The organism is Microcystis aeruginosa FD4 (genome assembly GCF_009792235.1).
In the GTDB taxonomy this organism is placed as follows: Bacteria; Cyanobacteriota; Cyanobacteriia; order Cyanobacteriales; family Microcystaceae; genus Microcystis; species Microcystis viridis.
This window is the reverse complement of the sequence record NZ_CP046973.1, coordinates 3614151-3637454: the sequence shown is the minus strand read 5'-3', so window position 1 is coordinate 3637454 and position 23304 is coordinate 3614151. Positions and strand designations below refer to the sequence as shown.

The window sequence follows — 23304 nt, the reverse complement described above, 5'->3', positions numbered from 1 at the left end:
ATGCAAAAGGCAAGAGGTAGTTAGGGTCTGCTGAAAAAGGTTTCCCTGGGGGCAGGGTGTGGGGTGTGGGGTGTGGGGTGTAGGGTTTTACCGATTTTCAGGTGGTCAACTACCTAATTTTCAGGGAAAAAGTACCTGAATTTTCCCCCCGATCACCCCTAGCCAAGGCACTTTTTGATGGGAAAAAAGTCTAAAAGTATTATCCAACAAGGTTTTTAGATTTATTCAGCAGACCCTAGTTAGATATGTGCAATTAATTGTGTCTAGCTACTCACAAAAGGGGTTTTATTTGGTTTCTGGAGCAGGATTTTGCAGATTTTCCAGTTGTTCTCTTTGCTTGCGTTTAAACTCCTCGGCCGCTTCGTTGATATTATCGCGAGTATCTTCCTGAAATTCCGCTCCGTCCCGGCTACGGCGAAAATTACTATTATGAATCAAGTCTAAAGGATTAAAACCACCGAGACCATCCCTGCCATCGGAACTACGTTCATTTTTTTGATAATCCGGTTGACTGGGGTTCAAGCTTTGAGCTAACACTTGCGGATTAAAATCAGCCCCGACTAATAAAATAGTAGCTAGAAATAAAGACGATTTGATCAACATTTTTTGAGTATTCATAATCTAACTAACTCCTCAGAAAATTATCTAGTTTTTGGCGGTGAGAAAGTTACAGGTTAGGGGTGTGGGGTGTGGGGTGTGGGAAGAATAAAAAATAATCTCCTGACTCCTGACTCCCGACTCCTGACTCCTGACTCCTGATAACTGATAACTGATTTAAGCAAAACGACGACGAAGTAAGGGCTGAATTGCCAAAAGGATTAGCAGATCAAAAGCTAAGAGTAGGCCTAAAACTGTCAAGAAATTGAGGTCAAGCCAAGGAGTTTGTAAGACTATGCTATCAAAAGACCAGTGCTGATTGAAATAAATATAACGGATCGGTTCGATCGCATAGGTGAGAGGGTTGAGACTGGCGATTACTTTTAACCAATCTGCCATAAAGTTTAAGGGCGCGAGGGCGGTACTGGCAAATAAAAGCGGTAAATTGGTGACGAAAATGACGGCGATTAATTCGATATGTCCGGGTAGGGCAAAGGTTAAACTGAGACTTAAGGCAGTCATACCCAAAACTATTAGGAACACAATCACAGCGATCGCACCTAATCCAGCTAAACTGGGCAATCCTGCTCCTAAAAAGGCACTAGCGGCCACGATCGAGGCGGTTTGGATGAAACTGAGGGCGATAATATAGATGGTAGAAGCGGCCACGATCGAGTAACGAGTGGTTAAAGGTGCTACCAAGAGACGGTTAAGAAAGCCAAATTCTCGATCGAACATTACCGGCAAACCGGCATTTAAGGCCCCGGAAAAAGCGGTAAAGACAATCACCCCGGGGGCGAGAAATTTAGCATAACTGAGATCGTTGCCGAATAGACCCTGGGGGGCATTATAAAACAATGCCCCGAATAAAATCAGCCACATAAAGGGCTGAATTACCCCCGCGATTAGGGTTGAAGGACGACGTTGTAATTGGATGAACAGACGTTTAGTCATGGCCAGAGTTTCTTGCAGAAATTCCCCTAGCACATTTCCCCCATCGTCCACCGTTGCTGCTCTAGTGGGATTGGGGGCTAAACTAGCTTTTAAGGAAGAAGGTGTGATGGTTTGGCTCATGAAATATTTACCTCTAATGCAGTCTTAACGAGTAATTTAGATAGTCAACAGTTTATAACTGATCAGATGGCTCTCTTGGGGTTCCGGTGATCGGCAAATCCTCTCCAAGAAAAGGCTTACACCCTACCACTTCTCCAATATACAAGGGGCGTAAGCCTTGGGGGAGAAAAATGTAAATATTTACTAAATTGTAACTTTTGATACAGTATGGGGGGGGGGAAGTGTGTATGCTCTTGACTGTTATGTTCGCTTGTCATTGTTTTGGGTTGCCCGATCGCTTAACCCAAATCGAAATGTCAGGCGCTCAAATCATCTACTATTAACCCTTTTCTTTTGATGAAAATAAAACAACTCGGGATTGTCTCTGGAGTTGCCCTGGCGACTCTGGCAACTGCTGGTGCGGCACAAGCTGCAAGCGTGACTGTCAATAATTTTTCCTTCGAGACACCATCAACCCCTAATGTTTCACCAGGTATTACCGGTTGGATCGTGAGTGGCAATGCGGCGGTTCAGCTATTCAATGCGACTCAATTTCCAAGCGGAGTACCCAACGGTTCGCAGGCGGGTCTTATTGCTTTCAATGGTGGATCGATCTACCAAGACGTAGCCGGCACTTATCAAGCCGGAACTCGATATACGCTCAATTTATTCGCGGGTATTCGTCTAGATGAACCAAGCAACTTGACCTTGCCGAACAGTACAATTTCGCTTCGCCGGAGTGATAATAATACCGTTTTGTCAAGTTTTACATTCAATCAGAGTTCCTTTTCGTCAAGGGGAGTGTTCTTATCGTTCAACACTTCTTATCTGGCGGGGATTGCCGATCAGGGTGTGGGAATTCGCATCTCTATTGACCGTCCGAATAATGGGGGGACACAATTAGTTTTCGATAACGTTACACTTGATGCGACTCCTGTCCCCGAACCCTCTAGCCTTCTTGGTCTTATCACCCTGGGCGGTTTAATGCTAGGGGGTGCTGTTAGCAAAGCGAGAAAATAATGTCCCAAGAAAGAGGAGAGGAGACGCAGGTTTCCTCTCTCTTTTTTTGGGGGGGGTTTTTTGATACCTTGGAGAAGTCAGATACTACATTTCATCGGGGTTAATTCCAAGCGCTCTGAGCCTTTCAGCCAGCCGGATGGATTTTTGTTCCGCCTCTTGTTTAGCCAGACGTTCTTGATTGGCAATTTGCCGTTCTTGAGCAGCGATCGCTTCAGCCTCTTGTTTCGCCAGCCGTTCTTGACTAGCGATCGCTTCAGCCTCTTGTTTAGCCAGACGTTCTTGACTAGCGATGGCTTCAGCCTGGTTCGCTCTTTCCTCGGCCGTTAGATAGCGATTTCCTGACTTGTCATACCAGTATAACCATTCCCGATACCAAGCAATATGTTCTCCTTTTTCGTAACCCAGCGCCAAGCCAATTTCAGGCAACCAAACTCGATTATTCTCACTCTCTAGAAGTTCATATTTCCCTGAGATTAATTTATATACTTCTAATCTTTGTCGCTTTTTAAATCTTCCTCTTCTGCCACTGAAAGGATTGTATATTGCATAATACTGAATCCCCAGGTTTTGGTAATTTAAGAATTTTTCCTCATATTCACTATTATACTTCTCGGAAATCACCTCTAAAAACAAAATCGGCAAGATGTACTTTTCTCCCCACAAAACATAGCTTAACCGGCCTCTTTCTCCCGTATCATGGTTGACTCCAACTGCTAAGAAACCATCGGGGACAAAAGCTGGTTCGTCTGGATTATAATAGACAGCCATATCTACCCCAAAATACCAATCATCTCGACCAGACCAAATTGAGGCTAATAAACTTAGCAGCAGATTGGGAAGATCATTTTGTAACTGATTGTCCACTGGAGTTTCATCGGAAGAGGGCAATTCTTCGGCGCTGGGAAGAGGGCGATTTTTATTATCGGTGAGGTTAACCATAGCTCCTGCAAGCGTGGTGTTTGATTACTGCTAATTCTAACAGGACACCAGAGAACATGACTAAATGGGTAGAACATCTCCTCGATATAGATACTGCGGTGTCAGCGTCATATCTGTTACATTTCATCGGGGTTAATTCCAAGCTCTCTGAGCCTTTCAGCCAGCCGGATGGCTTTTTGTTCAGCCTCTTGTTTAGCCAGCCGTTCTTGATTGGCAATTTGCCGTTCTTGAGCAGCGATCGCTTCAGCCTCTTGTTTCGCCAGCCGTTCTTGACTAGCGATCGCATCAGCCTCTTGTTTAGCCAGACGTTCTCGATTGGCAATTTGCCGTTCTTGAGCAGCAATGGCTTCAGCCTGGTTCGCTCTTTCCTCAGCCGTTAGATAGCGATTTCCTGACTTGTCATACCAGTATAACCATTCCCGATACCAAGCAATATGTTCTCCTTTTTCATAACCCAGCGCCAAGCCAATTTCAGGCAACCAAACTCGATTATTCTCACTCTCTAGAAGTTCATATTTCCCTGAGATTAATTTATATACTTCTAATCTTTGTCGCTTTTTAAATCTTCCTCTTCTGCCACTGAAAGGATTGTATATTGCATAATACTGAATCCCCAGGTTTTGGTAATTTAAGAATTTTTCCTCATATTCACTATTATACTTCTCGGAAATCACCTCTAAAAACAAAATCGGCAAGATGTACTTTTCTCCCCACAAAACATAGCTTAACCGGCCTCTTTCTCCCGTATCATGGTTGACTCCAACTGCTAAGAAACCATCGGGGACAAAAGCTGGTTCGTCTGGATTATAATAGACAGCCATATCTACCCCAAAATACCAATCATCTCGACCAGACCAAATTGAGGCTAATAAACTTAGCAGCAGATTGGGAAGATCATTTTGTAACTGATTGTCCACTGGAGTTTCATCGGAAGAGGGCAATTCTTCGGCGCTGGGAAGAGGGCGATTTTTATTATCGGTGAGGTTAACCATAGCTCCTGCAAGCGTGGTGTTTGATTACTGCTAATTCTAACAGAAAATTGGCCGATTAGAACTCTTGCAAATTAATTATATGTTATAATAATGGGTTAACTAATTTTCCCCAAAAAATTAGTTAATCAGTACATTCGTCCTGAATGAAAACTTGAAGTTTAACTTTTAACTCAAAACTCTTTAGAGCTGCTTTAATTTGGTTATCAAAACCTCTTTATTTAAGCGGCACAAACTATCTCAATTATAAAAATTGAGAATAAATTATCCTTGACTTGCTTAATCTTTAGGCAACTTTTAAGAAGCTGCTATACCTATCCCTAACTCACAGTTATAAATAGCCGCCAACAAGTTAACTCTTAAACTATATCTTCGACGACGATTCCGATATTTACAGGATAAGATTTTAAAGATTTTGAGTTTCCTATTTATATGTTCAATGATAATCCTTTCTTTGGCTAAAGCCTTGTTATACTCTTTTTCTAACTCTGTTAATTTTCTATTTTTCGATTTCTTTTTCGGTGTATAACTATTACTATGGTATGCAGCTATTCCCTGATAACCACTGTCTTCTATGCTGGTAGTTAAAGGATGAAAACGAACTCGACTTTTTTTAAATAAACTAAAATCATGACCTCTACCTTTCCCACAAAAGACACAGATAATTTCCTCGGTATTTTGATCAGCTACTAATTGGGATTTTAAAGTATGATAACCTCTTTTACCCGAAAAAAAATCTTTCTGTTTCTTTTGGGGGCGTTCAATGGGAGTTTCCGTTACATCCATTACCGTTATGACCGGTATCTCTGCTTGATTGAGTAAAGCTTTTTTTCCTTTTAAACGGAAGTTTCCCGATTGTAAAAGCATTTTTTCCGTCTTATTTACAATCCGACATATAGTTGATTCTGATAGTTCCCAGCTTGTACCAATGTGAAAATATGTTCTATATTCTCGCCAATATTCTAACGTTACTAAAACTTGTTCTTCTATAGATAGTTTAGGTTTCGGTCCCCTTTTAGATGGTGAATTAGAGTCGGCTTCAACACTTTTTACTGATTCTACCATCTTTCTATATGTTTGTTTATACACACCGAAACGGCGTTTGAATTGTTCATCTGATAAGTTTTGATAATCCATAATTTTGCTAATAAACATAGCAAAATTATAGATGATTTCCTGACCTAAGATCACATTTTATTCTTTTTTCCACTTCAATCTAAGAATTGAGAAAAAAGCAAAACCTTACATTATACCATAAAAAAATTATGCAAGAGGTCTCTTCAAGTCTGAATTGCATCACTATCTGATCTACCTTTATAGAATACCTCATTCGGGGTCTGATAGTCAAGACATTTTCGAGGACGATTGTTAATTAAGTTTACGGCTCTTTCTACCTCCTCTGGCTTAAGGATTTTCCAATTCGTTCCCTTGGGAAAAAATTGTCTCAATAGTCCATTGGTAGGCTCGTTTAATCCCCTCTCCCACGAATGATAAGGAGTAGCACTCATAAAAATCTGCTCCTAGTTTCTTCACGAGACTCTTGATGTCCACAAAATTCTTTGCCGTTGTTACAAGTATAGGTTTTTCTTTGGTCAGGGGGAATCTCTTGGAAAAGTTTTTCTGTGACAAGGGTTGATTTCCGATGCGGTTTTGTTTTTGGCTAATCCTGCTCCTAAAAATTTCGAGGCTTTTTCCATATATGTAACGAGAACTCCTAGATGATTGACTCCAATCATTGTGTCACTTTCCCAATGACCGATTTCGGTTTTCTGGTCAGCAATTGCTGGTCGCTCGCTGATATCTACACGCCCGGTCATCCCTCCACGCTTACTTTTTGCTCCATTTCGACTCTTTCTTTTTCCTCGTCTGGCCGCGTAGGTATTCTTGATATTTTCCACAGTCAAGGGTAGTTTTGATAGATCATTTGATAGATGGTTTCATGACTGAGAGATTCTTGACCAGCTTTTTTCAGACGACCTGCTATTTGTTCGGGACTATGATAATCTTTCAATCCTTTTTTCACCAACTCTAAGGCTGACTCGCTGACATTTTAAAAGGGTTGTTTAGCGTTTTTGGGGCGCCTCTCGCTTTTAGCTTGTGCTGTGTCCGGTAGATAGCAGCCGAGGGAACTTTGATTCCTTCTTAATTGACATCCGAGCCAGATGGCCATTTGCCGTTGAGATAAATTTCCCTCTTGGCTAAGTTGGTAGAGCAAGTTTCTTTGTTCTATGTTAAGATGTTGACGGCTCATTTTTGGGTCTGATTTGTTTTTGTTAATGATCAGACAGTACCTGATGAGCCTTTTTCTGTCAACTCTTGAGGAGTCGTGCGTTTCATTTTTGAATTGGCGGTCTCAAACGCTCTTCTATTGAGTCCTGTGGTCGCTCTTAAGAGTCTATCTTGATGCAAGATTCTGCCAATGTTCAGCATTCAAGGGGATATCCAATCATTGTTTCTTCCCCATTATTCCACTATTACGCAACAAGTCTAATATAGATATTTCTACAAAACTGATATCTACCCATTTTTTGACTTTTTACTGGTGACTTTTTACTGAATTATGATTATTTGGCAAGCGGATTTTTATAAATCTTCATCTTCTTCTCCTCTTGAGACAGTCTGGCAATTGTTAATTTCCGATCCTCTTGGTCATCTTATTTACGAAAATTCCTGTCCCCAATCGCAAGCTAATGGCGACTGGTTAACCCAACAGTTACAGCAAGCTTGTCAAGTCTCCTCCCCGGAAATTATCCAAGTTTTTCGCCCCCAATGCGCAAATTTATTTCTCCTCGCTGGTCAAAATTTACAGATCAAAATTGAGTTAACCCGTCACGTTAACGCCCTGAAAAAACAGCTAGAATTGCGGCAAATCCCCATAAATATCGACTCTCCTCCACCGCAACCCGTACCCGACCAATTTTTAGGTCAAGAGTGGCGTTTTGCTCGTTTTCCCGCCGTTGATTTAGTTAACTTTTTTGGCGATCGCCGAATACCGATTCTTTCCCTACCAGAGGCCTTTTCTCCCTTAAAATTAGGTTTAGCCTCCACTTTAATGATCCCCGGTGTGGTTATTACCGGTGATAAAAAATCTCTGGCGATCGCTCGTTGGTTAGGGGAAATTAACCCAGTATTTATCGATCATATTCCCACAGAAACGGGGCGATCGGGTGGTTTAGTCTTGGAATCGGGCCTAAATGAGCGTTGGATTTTTCTGACCTACGAGGATGAAGAAGTGGCCCGGGCAGCCAATGCTTATCAAGCAACCAAACAGGAAAGCCAAGGTTTGCACTTTCTCCTGATACAACCGGACGATTCTGGTCGCACTTTTACCGGCTTTTGGCTACTGAAGCAGGTTTAACCCCCAAGCTGTCCCCAAGAGGCAAAGAATACCCGCTAAACCCGCTAAAGGTTGGTTATAGATACCTTTACCCCAAACCAACCCAGAATCGCTGTAAGACATCAATTCGGCACTGTCTAGCAAAGCCAATCCCCACACCCAACCGCCATGAAGTCCCCAAGCTAATCCTAAACTACCATGATCGATCGCCCGCGCCCAGACCAGAACCATCCCCATCAGAAATAAACCGGGTAGTTGCGGCAGAGTTTGCTGACGTTCCCAAAGTAGATGCAGCAGGGCAAAAATTAGGCTAGAAATGGCTCCCGCCACCCAAAAACCGTATTCTTGGCTTAATTGGCTCAAAAAGATGCCCCGAAAGATTAATTCCTCGGTAATACCCACCCAGAGGGCCACTATCAACAGGGGTAAACTCAAGGAAAAAGCGCGAGTTAGGTTTTTTGGCTGCCAATGTACCCATGCCAAAATCCCCTCTAGGAAAAAAATTATCCCTAATCCCACCACTGCTAGGATTAATCCTTTAGTTAGGGAGATAAATAGGGAAAATGACCAAATTAATCCGTAATTATGGAGGCCGGTCCCCTCTATCTTTAATAATCCCCAGATAACCAAGGGAGCCAAGGCGTAAAGAGAGGCCACCAGGGGCAGTTTCTGGTCAGGTTTTGTGCCTTGCAGCGGTTGCCATCGCAAACGACTCCCTAAACCAATGGCAATGGGCAGCCAGAGAATTAACCAGGCTAACAGGAAAATAATAATTTTTATTAAGGCAGCCATGTCCATTGTCAATTAGGTGCTAGGGAAGTGGGGGTGTGGGGTGATGGGGTGATGGGGGTGTGGGGTGTGGGGTGTGGGGTGTGGGGTTTTGGGGTTTTGGGGTTTTGGGGTATTAGTTGAAATTTCCCTATCCCCCCATTTCCCCATTTCCCTACCCCCTACCCCTAACACCCATAAAACAAACCCTCTAGGGACAGAACAACTGTGGAACTTTGCTCTGGTAAAGCCTAGCTCCAACAAAAATCCATCCCTAGGGGGTTGCAAAAAAGAAGAAAAGGTGCTTAAGGAAAACCCCTCAAGTTGATGAAAGAGGCGGTCAAGGGTTAGAATTAGGGACAAGAATCTATATTGTCTTTTTGGTCGGTCTTGTCAAAACTAGCTCTTTTGACTGCCGATTTTTTTTATCTTTATCCCTACTCCGTAACCTATTTAAGCTTCTGCCAGTTCTTCTGATTCCATTTGTTTGAGGTGGATGTGCTTGTAGCCAAGCTTGATTTCAAACTCATCGCCGGGCTGCAAGTTCATTTGTTCGGTATAGGTGGAACCGATGACGATTTGACCATTTTTGTGGACACTAACCCGGAAAGTGGGTTCGCGGCCCCGGCCATCTTTAGCGCCGTCGGGATCGAGGGGAACCCCTTTTGCACCTAAAACAGCATCGTAAAAGTCGGTTAAATTGACCCGAACTTGGCCATCTTTACTTTGGGAGTAGTAACCACAACGTTTTGCCGTTTCGCGACGGGGTAAGTGGGCCAACTCTTTGACTTTTTGAAGTAGAGCTTTCCCGGTTAGGGGAGTAGGAGAGATATCACTCATGGTACTTTTTAATGTCCCTTGATTTTTTACTGACTGTCAATTAAGTTTACACTGACAAATTGATCATATCAAAAATCTAGCCAAAAATGTCTAGAGGGGAATAATAAATTTTTTAAAACTGATGGTTCGGTGATGACAATCGTGCTAAGAAGACCCCGGACTAGGTAGTAAGTGTAAACCTTGTGGGGGAGAGGAAATTTTTGGTCGAGTGCGAGGAAAACAGGGGGGAGAAAGTGAGGACATAAAACAGTTTAAGCTATACCTAGCAAGGAATTGAGAAACTATACTTGTGGTTGGAGTTGGCAAAAAACTAATGACCCAGAGCAGTAAATCCGGGGTGATTAAACTGTTTTCCATCGACTTGCCCATCTATCATTAGGTCTAGATCCCCACCCCTTGGCTCAACCGACAAGGGAAAATCTTAAGAATTAATTACCATTACTAGCTCCCCTTTGGCCCGTTAACATCGATTATCCTGAGTATTAGGAGTCCCTCATCCCCGTGCCGAGTATGGAAGTTTCTTTTAAAATTCTGCGTCAACGACCCAACGACACCCCTTACCTAGAAAATTTTACCCTAGAGGTGGAGGCGGGAAATACAATTCTCGACTGCCTTAATCGCATCAAATGGGAACTTGATGGAACTTTGGCCTTTCGCAAAAATTGCCGCAATACAATTTGTGGCAGCTGTGCGATGAAAATTAACGGTCGTTCGGCCTTGGCTTGTCAACAAAATATCGCCAGTGAATTAAACCATTGTAGCCAAAAAGATGCCGGAGAAATTCCCGAAATCACGATCGCACCCCTGGGGAATTTACCGATTATCCGGGATTTAATCGTCAATATGCAACCGTTTTGGGACGATTTGGAAAGAGTTGAACCTTATATTAGTAGTCAAGCACGCACCATTCCCGAACGAGAATTTCTGCAAACTCCAGAAGAAAGAGCCAATCTCAATCAGATGGGTAACTGCATTATGTGCGGAGCTTGTTATTCGGAATGTAACGCCAAGCAAGTGAATCCTGATTTTGTCGGTCCCCACGCTTTAGCAAAAGCGCAGCGCACCCTAGCAGATTCCCGCGATGGTAATCAGGAAGGTCGCCTAGAACTTTATCACCAAGGCACCGCAGGGGTTTGGGGTTGTACGCGTTGCTATTTCTGTAATGCGGTTTGTCCCATGGAAGTGGCTCCCATGGATCAGATTGGTAAAATTAAACAGGAAATACTTGCTCGCAAGTCGGACGATAGTAGTCGTCCCATTCGTCACCGGAAAGTTTTAGTGGAATTAGTCAAAGCAGGGGGATGGGTTGATGAACGCAAATTCGGCCTCTATGTGGTGGGCAATTATTGGCGCGATTTACAGGGTTTATTAAGTCTGGCTCCCTTGGGATTGCGGATGATTGCTAAGGGTAAATTTCCCACTTCCTTTGAAGCTTCCGAGGGAACCGAGGAAGTGAGAGGTTTAATTACTGCCATTCAAAATTCTCGCTCTTGATCACTCTCGATAGTTAGAGCAATTTTGAGATGATTATGATCTATATTCTATATTGACTGGAGAACCCCTTATCATGTTCGATCGAGATAGTATCCATGGTTTTTCTGCCCTGATTACCCTTGTGGGAGTCGCTTCTAGTTTGGGTTTTGGCTTCAACGCACCAGCTTTCTCCCAAGCTACCTCTAACAATTTACCGTTACTCTTAGCCCAAAAAAGCGAAAAGGTGCGAGTAGCGGTTTTAGACTTCGATTATAGCGGTCTCAGTAATCCCCAGTGGCTAACATTTCTCAATGGTGGAGCCAGTGGTGTCAGTGATATTCTCGTCAATAAATTGGTGGAAAGTGGTCGCTATACAGTCATTGAGCGCAGTCGCATTGATGCCGTCCTCAGAGAACAAAATTTGGGGTCTTCGGGACGGGTAGATGCCGCTACCGCTGCTCAAATCGGGCAAATTTTGGGGGTAGATGTGGTGATTATCGGTTCGATTACCCAATTCGATTTACAAAAAAAACAATCTGGTGGCTCGTTTATTATTTTTAGCACCGCCAAGACAGAAACCGATGCTTTTGTCAAGTTAAATGTCCGGGCAATTAATACCACCACGGCCGAAATTATTACCACTGCTCAGGGAGATGGTAGTGCCAATCAATCGGATGGTTCAACCGTGGTTTTAGGAGTTGGGGGTGGTTCCCAAACCTCCAATGAAGGGAAATTACTCAGTATTGCCACCGATAAGGCAGTAGCGCAGGTGGTGGATAATCTCAATGATAAAGCCGACCAAATCGCCGCTACACCGCGCTCGCTCCCCACTGTCACCGCTTTAGTGGCTGCCGTGGCGGGAAATCAGGTAATTCTCAATAAAGGGACGGGAGAGGGTTATCGTGTTGGTTTACGCATTTCCATCGAACGGACGACTCAAACGGTCAAGGATCCGCAAACGGGTAAGGTTATCCGTCAGATTACTCAACCGATTGGTACTCTCGAAATTGTCGAAGCTGATGGTCAATCTAGCGTCGGTCGCATTATTACCGGTAATGGTTTTAAAATCGGTGATTTAGCCAAACCCATTCGTTAATGGGGAACTGGGAAGTTTTTGGCTGTGAACAGTTAACAGTAAACAGTGAACTGAAAACTCACATCTAATAACAAGGGCCGAATCTAAACTCAAGCTGAGGAAGCCTCAACCAGTTGCCAGCCAAGGGTTTGCGCCTTGTAGGAAGGTTTTTTTGCTTGATTCTCGACCACGGGTTCACGAGTCAATTCTCGTCTGGCCAATTCTTTTTTCCTCTTTCCTGGCTACCGGGCTGATCATCAGGTCTGATGACACCATTGTTACTCCGTGTGAGTTCAGGAGCCTTCCAGGTTTAGAATATCAGGATTTACCCCTAGTTTCTCTTTTTCTTTTTAGGGCGCGTAGCGTCCTTCGGTAGCTGATCAATAAAAATGAGTAATCTAATTCGCAAATATACACCCCCCACCTGTACCCTAGAAATTTGGGGAAATAGTTCGCCTCTAGCGGTTTGGCTAGGTAAAAATGTCTTAAATGATGCCCACTTTCAATTGCGCTTTGATGATCCTAGATTGAGTGAGGAAAAACAGCTAACTATCAAAGGCGATCGCACACAATTACAACTCCTAGGGGAAATTGTCGCTAATTATGTGCAGAATTTACTCTCTAGTCCCGTTTCCACCCTCTCCTTCGTGGCTAGTGGTTCCCCCGAAAGCCATCTCCCCTCCTTACCCTCTCTCCGTTGTCAGGGACTTCTCCAGCATCAATTATTTTTAGGTTCCCTCCTGGCCGATGGGGATAAACAGGAGATCGCATTAACCACATCGCAATTATTCGATCTAGCCAATGCTTTAGGAGAATATAAGCATGAAAGCCCCCTAATACCCCCCTTAATTCGCCATAAAACTCGAAAAAATGCCCTGATCTGGACGGGATTAATCGCCTCAGCCCTAATAACTATCGGGGGAATAGCGATCGCCTTTTATCAACAGCAAGAACTAGCCAACAATGATTTAAACACCAACCCCAATAGCACCAAGATTCCCCAACCCTTGCCAACGCTGCCTTTACCCCCCACGGGAACGGCCGCCCCAAACCCGAATTTACCAGCAAATTTAGGCAATAAAACCCCTTTACCGCCACCGCCGCCCGTGGCAACCGTTCCAGCCCCAGTTCGCCCCTCTAGCGTCCCCCTAGTGATTCCTTCACCCACTTTACCTCCGCCACCGGTCACGGGTTCGCTTTCGGACGGCACGGCGATCGTAATTGAACCGAATAATCAGAAAATCCCGATTACTGCCCCACCCGTCACTGGTGATCAGGGTACAAATGCACTAACAAATATTAGCCCCACGACGATGAATCCGACTCCAGTACCGCCAAAATTGCCCAATTTACCGCCCATAAGCCCTATTAACCCCGAAAATGTCAATTTAGACTCCAAACCGCCCACAAGCACCGCTAAAGCCCCAGAGACGAATTTACTAGATACAATTCCCCAAGTGGCAGAAACCAGAGAATATTTTCAATCCCGTTGGCAACCGCCGGAAAGTCTCAAGCATACTCTAGAGTACCGTTTGGTCTTAAATCAGGATGGTTCCCTAAAACAGATTATTCCCCTGGGACAGGCGGCAAAAATCTATCTTGATCGCACTAATATGCCCCTGCTCAATCAACCTTTCGTTTCTCCCCTCGATATCTCCGGTAATCCCCAATTACGTCTGGTGCTTGGTTCTGATGGTACGGTGCGGACTTTTATGGAACAGCAATAGGCTGTACTGCATTGAAAGCAGTTATCTTCATGGTGAGGTATGGGGTTTTTATTTTGGGGAGACAGGAGTTGGTCGTCAATAAGTGGGTGGGTGGAATTAAATATAAGATGAACGTAGGTTGGGCCTCATGCTTCAACCCAACCCACGTTCTTTTTCAGCCAACCCTATCTAGGGTTGGCTGAATAAATCTAAAAACCTTGTTGGATAAGGCTTTTAGACTTTTTTGACCTCAAAAAGTAGGGTGGGAAAATTGCCGGTGCGATCGGTTCCTAGACGTTAGACAATGGTTATTGATTGTTAATCCCCCGTTAACCATGGCTATTTTAGAAAACTTTCTCGAAGTCGGCTCTCTCAAGTGGTTTTATCGACAGGTTAACCCCGCTCAACAACCGGATACAACCCCCGTGATCCTACTCCATGGTTTACCCGCCCATGGCTATATTTGGCGGGAATTGTTAACCAGTTTAGAAGAATATAACATTAATGCTATTGCCCCCGATTGGATCGGTTCCGGTTTATCCGCTAAACCCGATGCCAGAGAATTCGCCTACACACCTAGCGCTTTTTGTCAAGCCTTGGCCGATTTTATTCAAGCTCTCCAATTGCCCAAAATCTCGTTAATTGTCCAAGGTTTTTTAGCCTCCGTCGGCCTACAATACGCCCTAGAAAATCCTGATAAAATTGAGCGCTTGATCGTTTTAAATACTCCCCTGTCTAGGGATGTCAAATTACCCTGGATAATGAAACAATGGGGGATACCTTTCTTGGGAGATATGGCGACTCAAGATCCCTTATTAGTCGATCGTACTTTAGAAACCGGTAGCGGTTTTGTGATTAGTGATGCAGATTTGGCTATTTTCCGTCAACCCTATCTAAAAACTTCGGCAGTAGGTCGCGCTTTACTGGCCACGATTCGCAATTTAAACCTAGCGAAAACTATGGCAGAAATTGAGACAGGTTTAGAGAACTTGGAAAAACCTATCCTTTTTGTCTGGGGAATGGGCGATCCTTGGTTATCTTCTGTCACTGTCGAAAAATTAGCCACTAAATCAGGAGTGGAATTAATCTCCCTCGCGGAAGCAAAACACTATCCCCAAGAGCATTGGTCAAAAGAAATTAATCCCCAGATTATTAATTTTCTCGGACGCAAAACCTAAACCCCGATACTTTCTGGGAATTGATAGCCAAATCTCCCTAGAAAGTATTGATCAAGTTACCCTTAGTATATCACTGTAGTTCTGCACTGGCCACAGCCTATGGAAAGACTAGCTTTAGGAAGGATAAATATAACAAATAATCCCCCAGATATTAATAATTTAACCGATTGGGAGCGAGTTAAATCGATGAGCGATGCAGAAATCGAGGCTAATGCTTTGTCTGATCCCGATGCGCTCCCTTTTGATGATGATTGGGAAAATGCGGCGATCATTTCTCCAAAGCTAAAGTCCACTAAAGGGACTATTAGCGATCGCTTTCTGTTAACTTACCCCGATAAAACCAAGGAGAGTGAATAATGCAAACCGTCCAAATAACAAAAATAAAACCTGTCCTTGTCATTGCGAGGGGGTGATTGAGAGACCATATTTAGTCCCAATACCATAATTCCCCCGAAGCAATCCGAACCCACTGAGATTGCTTCACTCCACTACGCTCCATTCGCGTCGGACATTGTTAATTATTGATCGGCGATCGCTATAAATGGTAGAATAGTTATGTTTAATGAGGAACAATTAATGATGAATGTCAAAGACTATCCCTTTGCTCAAGACTTGATTATAGATGCTCAAGGCCAGATTCAGCAAATAATTATTAACTTTGAAGATTATCAACAAATGATAGAAACCTATGAAGATACAGGACTCTATCGGGCTATGATAGACGTTAAAGATGAAACTCCCTTAAGCCTTGAGGAAGCCTTGATTGAATTAGAAAAAGAATGAAACCCAATTATCTTCTTACATTTGTTAAGTATCTTAAAGGTTTAAAAAGTACCTCCGCTTACTCAACCATCAAAACCCTTGTCTTTAAACCCAATAAATCTATGCTACAACTAACCCTAAACGAAGCTCAAAATCAACTTCCTGAACTTCTTAGAGCCGTCTCAGAAGGTCCGCAAGTTATTATCCAAAATAATGAAGGTCAAGACTTTCAAATTATCTCTCTTTCTTCCCCTGTTAAACGACCCCAATATGGAAGCGCAAAAGGTATCGTAAAACCCTTGACAACTTTGATGCTCCCATCGAAGACTTTAAGGACTATATGCCATGATTATTTTAATGGATGAGACAAAACCTCTCAAGATTTAACTTTTTAGCCAAATAGGAAAAATTTCATGATCAACACAATCAATCTTCAAATCACTTTTGAATCTTTAACTGAAGCGATTAACTCCCTTGACTTAACGCAAAAACAACAATTATTAGAAATATTAGAACAACAAATTTTTGAAGCAGAAGAAGCCTCCTATCAAGATGACGAGGAAACCCTCGCAGAACTTCAAAAAGTTCGGGATGAATACCAATCAGGCGACTATGTAACCCTTGAACAATACTTGAGCAAGGATTAAATCACAATTTATTCCATTAACTCTATTGATCTAAGATGCCAGAAATTAGTCGTTTTCTAGGAATTATTATCACTATGTACTACAATGACCATTCACCCCCTCATTTTCATGTCCGCTACAATCAGCAAAAAGCGATTATTGACATTAAAAATCTAGCTATCTTAAGAGGTCAACTATCTCCGAGAATTCTTGGTTTAGTGATTGAATGGGCTGCTATTCATCAACAAGAATTACTGGAAAATTGGCAACTTGCTAAACTCAATCAAACTTTACAACCGATTTCCCCATTAGAATAAACCATGTTAAAAGACATTATTGAAGTAAAACCACTCAATGATTATCAACTTTATCTTAAATTTGAAGATGATAGAGATGGCATTATTGATCTTAAAGAAATTATTGAATTTGTCGGCATTTTTGAACCTCTCAAAGAATTAGCTTTTTTTAAAACAGTCAAAATTAATCCCGATTGGGGAACAATTTATTGGGAAAATGGTGCTGATTTAGATCCAGATGTTCTTTATTCTATCATCACCGATCAATCTCTTAACAGCCTGGAAACAAATAACTTACAATGGAAACCCTTGATCACCTATACCAACCATAAAAATTAAAGCAGTGTTAGTCAAGAAAATGTACAATCACATAGAGTTCCTAAAATAGGGTAATAATATAATTGGCTAGTCAAATATATGAATTTTTGCAGCCAGTTAAAGATTGTTGATCGGAGTGGTTTTAATCATGGATAAGAAACTATTATTAAGGTTCTTATATTTAGTCGGTTTAAATTGTCTGTTTTTGAGTGACCCTCCTGCCGTATATGCTTCTCATTCTGCCTTCATATATTCCTGTAGTTTTATCAAAAAAAAGGAAGTAATAAAACCGTCTGGCATTTGTCTAGTGAACAGTTCCATGGCTCAAGGCGTTTATGGCGGAGCAATTTTATGGGAAGATAATACAGTGACAACTTATGAAGGGGATTTTAATAGATCTGCAATTGATGTAATGGTCAATAACCGACCGGCTGTTCGCTCAGATCATCCTCAAGGAAAAGGATATTGTTTTACTCTTCTCGATAATGAAAGTCAGTTATGCTTGTATGAAACAGAGCAAAAATCTTATTTCCCTTTTTTGGCAAGCTGCAGTTTTTACCAACAAGGAAAATTAGTTAGACAGGAGCCTTTCTGTGCAGGACTAATGAAAGTCAGTCAAGGAATAATGTTTGCTAAAATTCTTTGGAATAGTGATTATGTTAATATTGTTAATATGAATGTTAATGAAATTTCAGCTAACGCTACTATTGACAATCGAAGAGCGGTTCATTCACTTATCGGTAAAGAATCCTGTTTTACTTTTTTGGATGATAGAAGTCGTATTTGTATAGAATTTCTAGAGAATTTTAATCCTTTTGCTCATGAATAAGTTAGATGACAAAAAAATCAAAGATAAGCAGGATAAATGTCTAAGATTAGAAAATCAACACAAGCTGAGATTAAAAAATAGCTGCAGTAATTTTTGGTAAGTTCTAGACCTTTTAAACAGGATTTAGTATTATTATATAACGAGGTAGGTGATTATTTTATCGTCTCTAGTTTGTTGTTAATTCCCTTCTAAATACCCCTGATAACTTGACCGGAACTGTTCGATCGATAGGTTCTTTGTCCAATATTCTACCAGAGCATGACCCCAGGCCCAAGCTTCCCTGTCGGCAGTGCTAGAATTTTCTAATAGTATTGGCCAAAGTGCCAATAAATCAAAACTTTTATTCTCCGGATTCAAGAGAGAATAAAGCTCGTAGGCCATCTGTAATTTACCGATAACAACTGGCAATTGTTCCACAGGAATTTGTTCAGCTAAAAGATAGGCTAAAGTCGGTCTTCCTGTGGCTAAAGTGGAGATAAAACCTAGAATAGGACTTTTTAATAGGGCCGTTAAACCTTGCCCCGTGGCCATCTGTAAAGTATAGCGATCGATTATTTTCGCCGCTGCCAGGGTTCGAGTTTCTAAATCCGCTAAAAAACGGGCTAAACGCAACTGTTTTGCGGGTGAAATTGCCCCCAGCAAAGCGATTGATAACTCCTCATCCCCCCAAGCTTCTCTATCCGGCTGCTGACTGACCATCGGCAAAATGCGATCGCAGAGTTCCTCGAATAATTCCGCCCGATACTGCAAGCATTCGCGGATATTGACTTCTTTGGGACTTTCTCCCGTCAGCCAATTATAGGGGGGTTGCCACTCTCGCAGCGGACGCAGGCGATCAACTTGAGAAACACACACTATAACTGGTAAATTGTCAATAGTTTGTTGCAAATCTTTAAGAAAAGCCTCATCCATGGCCAGGGCGGGATCGAGGGCGGGGGTGACAAGAATTAATAAATCGGCGTTTTCGGCGTAATTAAGAACCTTTTGCCGATAATCAGCCCGATTTGCCTGTTCGTAGCCCGGGGTATCCCAGAGGATTAACTCGTCTCCTTCTGGGGTTTGCCAATGGTAGGATTGGATCGCGTCGGTACTGGGCAATAGATCCACTTGGGCCAAATCGGCCCGAAAAAGAGTATTGATTAAACTGCTTTTGCCGGCCCCGGTGCGTCCAACCAGCAGAATATTAACCGGTTGGCGATCGATTTCCGTAATCGGTTCCGCTTGGGCGAGAATTTCCTTGAGAGTAGTGGTGGCGATTTTGGTCTTGCTGGGGAGAGTGGGGGCGAGATTATTGCCACTGTAGAGTAACACCGCTTGGCGAGAGAGATTTCTTAGGGCATTTTCCCGCAAAACTTGCCCTAAATTGACTAATAATTGCTGATCCGCTCGATCGCTATACTTTTGACTGGCAACTTTAGCCGCAGCCGCAGCGGGATTGATCACCCATTGCGCCCAATTCCAGACTTGCCAAAGTTTCTGGGCCGAGGGTTGCAATTTTTGATATACTTCGTAGGCTTGATAGGCTTGCCCGATGGTGATTTGATTGAGAGCGGGGGAAAGATTCTGCATCCAGCGATCGCTATCATCCACGGTTCCCCGAATTAAACCGTAGGCCTGGGGAATGTAAATATTTAATAAGGGGTACTTGACATCGGGGTAATAGATCTGGGCGATGGCATTGACCAAATCCTGACAGCGTTGCCAAAAAGTCGCCCAATCTTCCCAAACCGGGCGATCATTGCGGGCCTCGACGATAATCCTCTCGATAATTTCCTCGACATTTCCCCCAGAATCACCGTCAGGAGGGGTTAATTCTGCCTTAACTTCGCCAATGGTGGCTTCAATTTCCCCGACCACTGGGCGCGTCCATTTGACCAACAGGAAGCGCCAAGCAACAAAAATCAGGGTAAAAACTGCCCAAATCCAATTTAAACCCCATTGATTGATCTGGAAACTGGCGGCCACGATCAGAAAGATGACCACAGCGGCGATCGGAACTGCTAAAATCAACCCTTGCCAAGTTTTTAACCGTAACATTGCTCGATCTGGTTTTTTTCCATTCTACCGATCTCTGATTCTCGGTTAGGGGAGCAGTCCTGATGCCAAAGTCGGCACCACCAAGCATGAAAATATTCTGATTGACGAATTGGCGTTATTTCAGCTTCTATTTTCCAGTCAGTCCCGATGAAAAAATTTTCACCCCCACAGATGAAAGAGGTTTCCTTCCCTACACCCCACACCCCACACCCCACACCCTCTTTCAAGTCAGAAATTAGACAGTGGCGTCAATTTGGGCGAGGATTGCCGTGGACAACTGACAAAGTTGTTGATGACAAGGACCATTACTAGCCATGATCCCCCCCCATTGCCGCACATCGCCGCGATTATAGCGCACCGGTTGACCATCAAAATAGGAGAATTTGCCGCCCGCTTCCGTTAAAACCAACTCCGGGGCGGCAAAATCCCAGTCTTTAGCCGCCGATTTCCCCGATAGGGAGATATAAACATCGGATTTTTGTTCGAGGATCGTGGCAATTTTACAGCCCACACTACCCACATAATTTTTACCTAAGAAGGGTATTTGGCTTAATAAATTATCAAAACGTTGGTCGCGATGGGTACGACTAACCACCAGATAGAGGTCGGTAATTTGATCTTTATTGGCAACTTTTACCTGTGTAATATTGCCGTCGCTAGTTTCTAGAAAAGTGCCTTTTCCTTTTTGGGCAAAATAGAGTTTTCCTTGATCCGGTAGGGCAACCACGGCGATCATCGGTCTTCCCTGATAACATAAGGCGATATGTAGGGCATATTCTCCCGTTTTGTCGATAAAATCGCGGGTTCCGTCCAAAGGATCGATAATCCATACCCAATCTTTCGGGATAGCTTCATTGCCTTGATGGGTTTCCTCGCTCAGATAACCAAAGTCGATATCAGAGAAATTTCTGTGTAATTCCCCTAAAATATAGTGATTTGCTGCTAAATCCGCCGCTGTCACCGGTCCGCCTTTTTTTGCCTCGTTGACGGCTAAATCCTGTTCACCCCGGTAGTAGGATTGGAGGATTTTAGCACCACCCCAACCGACGGCACGAGTCACAGCTAAAATGCGATCGAGCGTTTCGGTATCTTGCCGGGTTAAATTAATCATAAAATAGCCTCAGTTTTTCAGACCTATTATCTACTAAATTAAAAGCTGGCTTCTTAGCTTATCATCTCTTGTTTCCTAACCTCCGACTTGCTTAATTTTGCTCTTGCCAAAAATAATCGGCGGGTTTTTTGGTTTCTGCTGATGATGATTGAGGAGCGTCTCCCAAGAAAACCGAGCGCTGGCTGACGCGATCGCCTAATCTTCTTTGGACTCGACTGGGAATACCGTAACCGTAGGCAATATGACCTTTTCCTGCTAGGACAATGATCTGATAGTTGGGATGAGCTTGCCAGAATTTAGCGATCGCATCGGCCATGGTTTCATCCCAGAGAACCTGTGCCAAAAAAAAGCGATCGAATCCCTGACTACTGCCCCCCGTGTGTTGCTGATAAACGGCAAATATCTGTTGACGGTACTCCTCGTTATCCTGGTTTATTTCGCTTTTAGGGGGGATGTAGGTCATTTCTGAGGTAGAGAGGCTTTCTAAGCCCTCCCGTGCCACTTTTCTCGTGATTTCCGTGGGTGTATTGAGGGCGATCGCTGGTAGTTGTTTCGCCTTGGCCAAGCGCAGGATCGGGGCGTAAAATTCCCAATCAAATCCCCAACGTTGGTCGTATTCACTTTTTTCTCTTAACTGATTTTCGCTAATTTGGCCCGCTAAATACTGATCCAAATAGATTTGGTAAGGACGTTGAAACATCTCAAAAGCGATCGCTATTTGGGGATTATTGGCCTGTAAATACTCGATAATAGCTAATTGGGCCTGATGATCTGCTTGACTATCGTGCCTTTCTCCCAGATAAATAATCTCGGCTGTTTTTAAATCTGCCAGAATTTGTTTTTGGCTATTAGTAAAACTCCAGGCCCGGGGCAGCAAAATAAACAGTAGGCAGAGGGCAAGGAAAACAGGAAAAAAGTGTCGAGAGAATTTCATCTTTTTAAAAGCCTTTTAAAAAACTGATCTTAACCGAAGCCATGACAAAAAGGGTGGACAATGCCCACCCGCAAAAATTTTCCGAGAACCTTTTTGGTTTAGTAGGTTTCTACGTGCCAGCGATGTTCTTTTTTCAGTTGTTTCTGATAGACAGACCAATCAGCACTATTTTTAGTGGCAGCACCACTCATAGCATCGTTGATACCATCTTCCATCCCTTTCAGTCCGCACATATAAGCGTGGGTTTTGGGACTTTGGAGTAGATTCCAGATTTCGTCAGCGTGTTCGGCTACCCGGTGTTGAATATACATTCTACCGCCCTGGGGATTTTGCTGTTCCCGGCTGATGGCATAGGTGAGACGGAAGTTATCGGGGAATTCCGCCGCGATTTGCTCTAATTCCTCTTGGTAGAGAATATTGGCCGTTTTGGGAACTCCGAAAATCAACCAAGCTAGACCTTTGAATTTATAATCCTCGTGTTGTTCCTTGAACATCCGCCAGAGGAAAGCCCGGAAGGGAGCGATTCCCGTCCCGGTGGCCATCATAATGATGGTGGCATCTTCATCACCCGGTAGCAGCATTTCCTTACCCACCGGACCAGTAATAGCCACATCGGCACCCACCTCTATATTACAGAGATAGGTGGAACAAACTCCATAAACCGTTTCCTTCGTTTCTGGGTGTTGGTATTCTAACTGACGCACGCAGAGGGATACGGTTTTATCGTCTAATTTATCACCATGACGGGTGGAGGCGATCGAATAGAGTCTCAATTTATGAGGTTTGCCATTAGCATCGGTCCCCGGGGGGATAATACCGATACTTTGCCCTTCTAAATAGCGTAAATCGCCCCCAGAAAGGTCAAAGGTGACGTGTTGTACGATACCGATACCCCCCTCATCAACGAGAGCATAATTCTCGATACATTTGCCGATAAAGGGTTGGTTCGGACGGTAGATGTTGACCGGGATATCTGTTTTTTCTTTCGCTTGAGTCATGGCCTTTTTCTTGGTCTGTTCGGGGACGGGCGATGATTGAGCGATTGGCTGTGGTGTGGAGGCACTAGAAACAGTTGCTACGGGGGCAATCCCATTTAAGGGTTTGATGCTGACGATACGACCACCTAAACGGGTAATCCGACGCATTTCTTGATTCATGCGACTGTAGGGAACCGTGAAAAACACGCTCCCACTTTGACGGATTGAATAATCCAAGCTGTCAGTATTGTCGTTTTGATTGAGACCCGCCACTTCGTAAACAAATAAACGGTTTCCCGCTAGTGTACTCGGACTGTACATTAAATATAACTCCCAACTCAAGTCACGATAATCGTTCCATAGTTTAGCCTACCATCGGTACACTACACCTAGGCCTAATTGAGAGTTATCTTAAAAAAACCACAGACATCGCTTCTAT

The 23304-nt window shown here is 43.3% G+C and carries 25 protein-coding genes and 2 pseudogenes; 14 read left to right on the top strand and 13 right to left on the bottom strand.

What is annotated here, in order from left to right:
* Positions 1-285 precede the first annotated feature (285 nt).
* Both GQR42_RS18230 and GQR42_RS18225 read right to left on the bottom strand, forming a co-directional pair.
* A complete protein-coding gene (locus tag GQR42_RS18230) occupies positions 286-618 on the bottom strand; it encodes a hypothetical protein (RefSeq protein WP_158201033.1) in 333 nt (110 codons plus the stop codon).
* 156 nt (positions 619-774) lie between these two features.
* Positions 775-1671 (bottom strand): ABC transporter permease, encoded by an 897-nt coding sequence (locus tag GQR42_RS18225; protein WP_158201032.1) that lies wholly within the window; start codon positions 1669-1671, stop codon positions 775-777.
* 336 nt (positions 1672-2007) lie between these two features.
* On the opposite strand from GQR42_RS18225, the gene GQR42_RS18220 reads away from it, so the two are divergent.
* Complete coding sequence (locus GQR42_RS18220) at positions 2008-2670, top strand: PEP-CTERM sorting domain-containing protein (protein WP_158201031.1); 663 nt, start codon at positions 2008-2010, stop codon at positions 2668-2670.
* Between the two features lie 84 nt (positions 2671-2754).
* Here GQR42_RS18220 and GQR42_RS18215 read toward each other — a convergent pair whose 3' ends face one another.
* From GQR42_RS18215 to GQR42_RS18200, 4 genes and pseudogenes are all read right to left on the bottom strand, one after another.
* Positions 2755-3609, bottom strand: coding sequence for a Uma2 family endonuclease (locus tag GQR42_RS18215; RefSeq protein WP_158201030.1), 855 nt, complete (start codon positions 3607-3609; stop codon positions 2755-2757).
* A 116-nt stretch (positions 3610-3725) separates the two neighbouring features.
* A complete protein-coding gene (locus tag GQR42_RS18210) occupies positions 3726-4601 on the bottom strand; it encodes a Uma2 family endonuclease (protein WP_158201029.1) in 876 nt (291 codons plus the stop codon).
* 294 nt (positions 4602-4895) lie between these two features.
* On the bottom strand, positions 4896-5753 hold the full coding sequence (locus GQR42_RS18205) for an IS5-like element ISMae4 family transposase (protein ID WP_002732125.1): 858 nt from the start codon (positions 5751-5753) through the stop codon (positions 4896-4898).
* A 125-nt stretch (positions 5754-5878) separates the two neighbouring features.
* Positions 5879-6849, bottom strand: a pseudogene (locus GQR42_RS18200) (IS30 family transposase).
* 309 nt (positions 6850-7158) lie between these two features.
* Between GQR42_RS18200 and GQR42_RS18195 the strand changes: the two are divergent.
* Positions 7159-7956 (top strand): Tab2/Atab2 family RNA-binding protein, encoded by a 798-nt coding sequence (locus tag GQR42_RS18195; RefSeq protein WP_158201028.1) that lies wholly within the window; start codon positions 7159-7161, stop codon positions 7954-7956.
* On the opposite strand, the gene GQR42_RS18190 is transcribed toward GQR42_RS18195, so the two are convergent.
* The 3 genes from GQR42_RS18190 to GQR42_RS18185 form a co-directional block, all read right to left on the bottom strand.
* Positions 7939-8733 (bottom strand): CPBP family intramembrane glutamic endopeptidase, encoded by a 795-nt coding sequence (locus tag GQR42_RS18190; RefSeq protein ID WP_158201027.1) that lies wholly within the window; start codon positions 8731-8733, stop codon positions 7939-7941. The two genes, GQR42_RS18195 and GQR42_RS18190, sit on opposite strands and share 18 nt — an antisense overlap.
* Before the next feature lie 6 nt (positions 8734-8739).
* Positions 8740-8874, bottom strand: coding sequence for a hypothetical protein (locus tag GQR42_RS29580; RefSeq protein ID WP_257792587.1), 135 nt, complete (start codon positions 8872-8874; stop codon positions 8740-8742).
* Positions 8875-9156: 282 nt separating this feature from the next.
* Positions 9157-9543: an AbrB family transcriptional regulator gene (locus tag GQR42_RS18185; RefSeq protein WP_158201026.1), complete on the bottom strand. Its 387-nt coding sequence runs from the start codon at positions 9541-9543 to the stop codon at positions 9157-9159.
* Positions 9544-10053: 510 nt separating this feature from the next.
* Here GQR42_RS18185 and GQR42_RS18180 point away from each other — a divergent pair.
* The 11 genes and pseudogenes from GQR42_RS18180 to GQR42_RS18125 all read left to right on the top strand — a co-directional run bounded on the left by GQR42_RS18180 (position 10054) and on the right by GQR42_RS18125 (position 17806).
* Positions 10054-11037, top strand: coding sequence for a succinate dehydrogenase/fumarate reductase iron-sulfur subunit (locus tag GQR42_RS18180; protein ID WP_158201025.1), 984 nt, complete (start codon positions 10054-10056; stop codon positions 11035-11037).
* 73 nt (positions 11038-11110) lie between these two features.
* A complete protein-coding gene (locus tag GQR42_RS18175) occupies positions 11111-12112 on the top strand; it encodes a CsgG/HfaB family protein (RefSeq protein WP_158201024.1) in 1002 nt (333 codons plus the stop codon).
* Between the two features lie 368 nt (positions 12113-12480).
* Positions 12481-13818: a DUF4335 domain-containing protein gene (locus GQR42_RS18170; RefSeq protein WP_158201023.1), complete on the top strand. Its 1338-nt coding sequence runs from the start codon at positions 12481-12483 to the stop codon at positions 13816-13818.
* A gap of 290 nt (positions 13819-14108) precedes the next feature.
* Positions 14109-14975: an alpha/beta fold hydrolase gene (locus GQR42_RS18165; protein WP_158201022.1), complete on the top strand. Its 867-nt coding sequence runs from the start codon at positions 14109-14111 to the stop codon at positions 14973-14975.
* 99 nt (positions 14976-15074) lie between these two features.
* Positions 15075-15269 (top strand): annotated as a pseudogene (locus GQR42_RS18160) (hypothetical protein); the annotation flags it as partial.
* Positions 15270-15554: 285 nt separating this feature from the next.
* Positions 15555-15758, top strand: coding sequence for a hypothetical protein (locus GQR42_RS18155; protein WP_158202514.1), 204 nt, complete (start codon positions 15555-15557; stop codon positions 15756-15758).
* A complete protein-coding gene (locus GQR42_RS18145) occupies positions 15755-16102 on the top strand; it encodes a type II toxin-antitoxin system Phd/YefM family antitoxin (protein ID WP_233271063.1) in 348 nt (115 codons plus the stop codon). The genes GQR42_RS18155 and GQR42_RS18145 overlap by 4 nt, the downstream gene beginning before the upstream one ends.
* A gap of 48 nt (positions 16103-16150) precedes the next feature.
* Positions 16151-16384, top strand: coding sequence for a hypothetical protein (locus GQR42_RS18140; protein WP_158201020.1), 234 nt, complete (start codon positions 16151-16153; stop codon positions 16382-16384).
* A 35-nt stretch (positions 16385-16419) separates the two neighbouring features.
* Positions 16420-16680 carry a DUF4160 domain-containing protein gene (locus tag GQR42_RS18135; RefSeq protein WP_158201019.1) on the top strand — a complete coding sequence of 87 codons (261 nt, stop codon included), beginning with the start codon at positions 16420-16422 and terminating at the stop codon, positions 16678-16680.
* A gap of 3 nt (positions 16681-16683) precedes the next feature.
* Complete coding sequence (locus GQR42_RS18130) at positions 16684-16998, top strand: DUF2442 domain-containing protein (RefSeq protein WP_158201018.1); 315 nt, start codon at positions 16684-16686, stop codon at positions 16996-16998.
* Positions 16999-17125: 127 nt separating this feature from the next.
* Complete coding sequence (locus tag GQR42_RS18125) at positions 17126-17806, top strand: hypothetical protein (protein WP_158201017.1); 681 nt, start codon at positions 17126-17128, stop codon at positions 17804-17806.
* A gap of 177 nt (positions 17807-17983) precedes the next feature.
* Here GQR42_RS18125 and GQR42_RS18120 read toward each other — a convergent pair whose 3' ends face one another.
* On the bottom strand, positions 17984-19843 hold the full coding sequence (locus GQR42_RS18120) for a GTPase family protein (protein ID WP_158201016.1): 1860 nt from the start codon (positions 19841-19843) through the stop codon (positions 17984-17986).
* 101 nt (positions 19844-19944) lie between these two features.
* On the opposite strand from GQR42_RS18120, the gene GQR42_RS27885 reads away from it, so the two are divergent.
* Complete coding sequence (locus GQR42_RS27885; RefSeq protein WP_199273209.1) at positions 19945-20082, top strand: hypothetical protein; 138 nt, start codon at positions 19945-19947, stop codon at positions 20080-20082.
* Here GQR42_RS27885 and GQR42_RS18115 read toward each other — a convergent pair.
* From GQR42_RS18115 to petH, 3 genes are all read right to left on the bottom strand, one after another.
* Positions 20079-20954, bottom strand: a complete 876-nt coding sequence (locus tag GQR42_RS18115; protein ID WP_158201015.1) for a 3'(2'),5'-bisphosphate nucleotidase CysQ family protein — start codon at positions 20952-20954, stop codon at positions 20079-20081. The genes GQR42_RS27885 and GQR42_RS18115 overlap by 4 nt on opposite strands.
* A 91-nt stretch (positions 20955-21045) precedes the next feature.
* A complete protein-coding gene (locus GQR42_RS18110; protein ID WP_158201014.1) occupies positions 21046-21888 on the bottom strand; it encodes a ChaN family lipoprotein in 843 nt (280 codons plus the stop codon).
* A gap of 98 nt (positions 21889-21986) precedes the next feature.
* Entirely contained in the window at positions 21987-23186 is a 1200-nt protein-coding gene (gene petH, locus GQR42_RS18105; RefSeq protein ID WP_158201013.1) for a ferredoxin--NADP reductase, read from the bottom strand.
* Positions 23187-23304: the final 118 nt, after the last annotated feature.